Here is a 3,272-nt window from a genome sequence, read left to right on the forward strand (position 1 = left end):
TTACAACACCGTATATAAAAAATTGCTGGTGTTGTGCTAAAACAAAGGTCGTTGCACGTTTGCTACGTCTGATTTTCCTTCGGAAAATCCTCGCACGCAAACACGCAACTTTCCATATACAATACCGTTAGCAACTATTAACGACAAACTTACTTCAATAATCGAGTAACATTAGCCTTATAATATTTACCAATAGGAATGATATAATCTGAAATAAATATCCTGTTTCCCTCGATACTTTTAATATGCTTTGGAGCAACAGCAAATGATTTATGAACCTGCAAAAAATCTTCTTTCGGTAACAAATCTAATACACTTGATATTTTTTCTCGAACAGTAATGGTTTCGTATTTTGTTATCACTTTTGTGTAATTCCCTGACGCTTCGACAAATAAAACAGTATCGATTTCTACTTGTATATATTTTTTATTGCTTCGAAGAAAAATACGCTTTGAACCTACATTGTTTTTAGACGAGACAGATTCTTGTGTATTTGATGTACTGAACGTTTTATTAATCGCCTTTAAAAAACGATCAAACCCAAAGGGTTTTAATAGGTAGTCAGAAATATTAAGTTCATATCCTTCAAGAGCGAATTCTTTATAGGCAGTTGTCACAATTACTTTTGGCGGATTTTTTAATGTTTTAAGAAAATCAAAACCTTTCAGTTTAGGCATATTCAGGTCTAAAAAAATTAAATCAACATCATTTTTATTCAAATATTCAAATGCTTCCAATCCATCGTAACAATTTTTCATTAATTCCATATTTGGCAACAAATCACAATAGTCTTTTATAATGTCGTGTGCTATATGCTCATCATCAATAATTAAATAGGTAATCATATTAGTTTAGAATTAATTGTGCGCTGAAAGTGTTTTCGGTACTCGAAAACAACAAATTGTGCTTATTTGGATACGTCAATTCTAATCTTCTTTTTAAGTTCTTCAAACCTATTCCAGGTTCGCTTTTTAAATTTTCAGAACTATCAACGTTATTTTCAATTGTAAATTTTATATTGTTTTCTGATGAAGTAAAATTGATTGTCACGGTCGCATCTTCCCTTAAATTCTCAACGCCGTGTTTAAAAGCATTTTCTAAAAGAATTATAAATAGCAACGGAACAACTTTTTTATTTTCATCGATATTACAGTTGAAGTCAACTTCTATATTCTTGCGGTAACGCATTTTGTGAAGCTCGATGTAATTCTTTAAATAATCAACTTCCTCTTTTAAGGTTACCGTTTCATTATCGCCTTCGTAGATGCTGTAGCGCATCATATCAGAAAGTTTTAGAATTAATTCTTGGGCTTTTGTTACGTCCTTACCTACCAAACCATATAAATTGTTAAGCATATTAAAGAAGAAATGCGGACTAACTTGACTTTTTAAGAGCATTAATTCAACTTTTGATTTTTCGCTCTTCAATTTTACAATTAAAATCAGCTGACGAATAAACCAATAAATACCCAAACAAAGGAGCAGAACATAATAGGAAACAACGATTACAGCTATTTTAGGATTGTAATTTCCTAGAAAGACAACGGATTTATCATCTGTAAAAATGACTTCATAAATTGTAATTAATATAGGTATTAAAGCAACTGATATTAAAAATAGTAACACCCACTTCTTATTGTATTTTTTAGTTTTCATACAACAAAAATAGTAGTATAAATTACCTTTCAAAAAAAGGTTGACAAACATCAAATTCAAGGTTATGTAATGAAATTAAAGTGTGATGTAATGACTTTACATACGATACAAAACCCTTTATACATCTACCAAGGTTGTCTATCACTATTACTATACGCGTAAATTAACTCGATTTATGTTTGCTGAAATTAAAATCACAAATAATGAAAAAAAGAATTCTTAGATACGTAAAACACGTATTCATAACATTTTTAATCATCACTATTTCAGTAATTCTATTTGGTCTTTATCACGGAGCAAGTATGCACTATGGAGATAATCCTAAAATGATGGATTGGGATAAAGATGGACCTTATGTTTTTTATAAAAATGATAGCATTTTAAACGTAAAATATATTAATGGAAATCAAAATGATGGCTTCTTTCTAGAACAAAAAGAACATTCAACAAACTCAAAAATTTCAGCTTTTTGTTACTTCCCACTTGATTCGACACGCTTTGAATTTTCCATAAATGCAGACATCAAAAAGCCTTTAAATACCTATAATGATAGTAATAAAATTTTAGCAATTTCTGATATAGAAAGTGGCTATAAAACTTTTCGTGATTTTCTTATTAATAATAGGGTTATCGACAAAAACTTAAACTGGATATTTGATACTGGGCATTTAGTTCTAGTAGGAGATTTTGTTGATAGAGGTTTTTCAACAACCCAAGTCCTATGGTTTATTTACAAATTAGAGCAAGATGCTATAAAAAAGGGTGGTTTTGTTCATTTTATTTTGGGTAATCACGAATTGAAAAATATGCAAGGAAATTATGATTCTTCATCCCCAAAGTATTTTCACGTTGCTTCAATTTTAGAAAAACAACAGCATCAATTATATGATTCTAATTCTTTTATAGGTAAATGGATGTCAAGTAAAAACACAATGGAACTCATTAACGGCACACTTTTCACACACGGAGGAATACATCCAGATTTAGTTAATTATAATTTGAGCATAGATGAAGTCAATGAGATTACAAGTAGTAAATATTATAAACCATTTTATCCCAAACTCAAAAAAACCAAAGAACAGTTTTTAAATTCAACCCACACAGGAGTTTCTTGGTATAGAGGTTATTTTAAAGATGATTTAACCCAAGAAGATGTTGAAGTGGGTCTTCAGAATTTCAATGCAAAATCAGTTGTGGTTGGACATACACTTCAGTCTAAAGTGAATAGAAAGTTTAATGGAAAAGTAATAGGAATTGATGTTAAGCATCCCAAGGATTATCATAAAAACTTTCCGAATAGTGAATCAGAAGGTTTACTCATAGAAAAAGGTAAATATTACAGAGTTTTACACGACGGACAGAAAGTAGAAATATAACAGTTGCTAACAACGCGTATAAGCAATAGCGGTTTAAGTGCAAACTTGAACCGCTATTTCATTTTATTAAAGTATATTGTAATCCGAAAAGTAGTAGCTAGAAATCCGCTACTGCTCATACACGAGACCGTTACCATACATACGAATGAACATTTTCGGATTTAAGAAAAAAAAGGAATATTCATCAAAGGATATTTTAAAGCAACTTGACAAGTGTGTGGAGGATTTTACGTTTCCAAT

General features: G+C 30.3%; 3 protein-coding genes. 1 reads left to right on the top strand and 2 read right to left on the bottom strand.

All coding sequences use genetic code 11. From position 1 onward, the window contains the following. Positions 1-149 precede the first annotated feature (149 nt). Positions 150-845, bottom strand: a complete 696-nt coding sequence (locus BFJ87_RS12010) for a LytR/AlgR family response regulator transcription factor (RefSeq protein WP_077404783.1) — start codon at positions 843-845, stop codon at positions 150-152. A 1-nt stretch (position 846) separates the two neighbouring features. Then, entirely contained in the window at positions 847-1,656 is an 810-nt protein-coding gene (locus tag BFJ87_RS12015; protein ID WP_077404785.1) for a sensor histidine kinase, read from the bottom strand. A 203-nt stretch (positions 1,657-1,859) separates the two neighbouring features. Here BFJ87_RS12015 and BFJ87_RS12020 point away from each other — a divergent pair, with 203 nt between their 5' ends. Further along, entirely contained in the window at positions 1,860-3,032 is a 1,173-nt protein-coding gene (locus BFJ87_RS12020; protein WP_077404788.1) for a metallophosphoesterase, read from the top strand. The last annotated feature ends 240 nt before the right edge of the window (positions 3,033-3,272 follow it).

Source organism: Cellulophaga omnivescoria, assembly GCF_001999725.1.
In the GTDB taxonomy this organism is placed as follows: domain Bacteria; phylum Bacteroidota; class Bacteroidia; order Flavobacteriales; family Flavobacteriaceae; genus Cellulophaga; species Cellulophaga omnivescoria.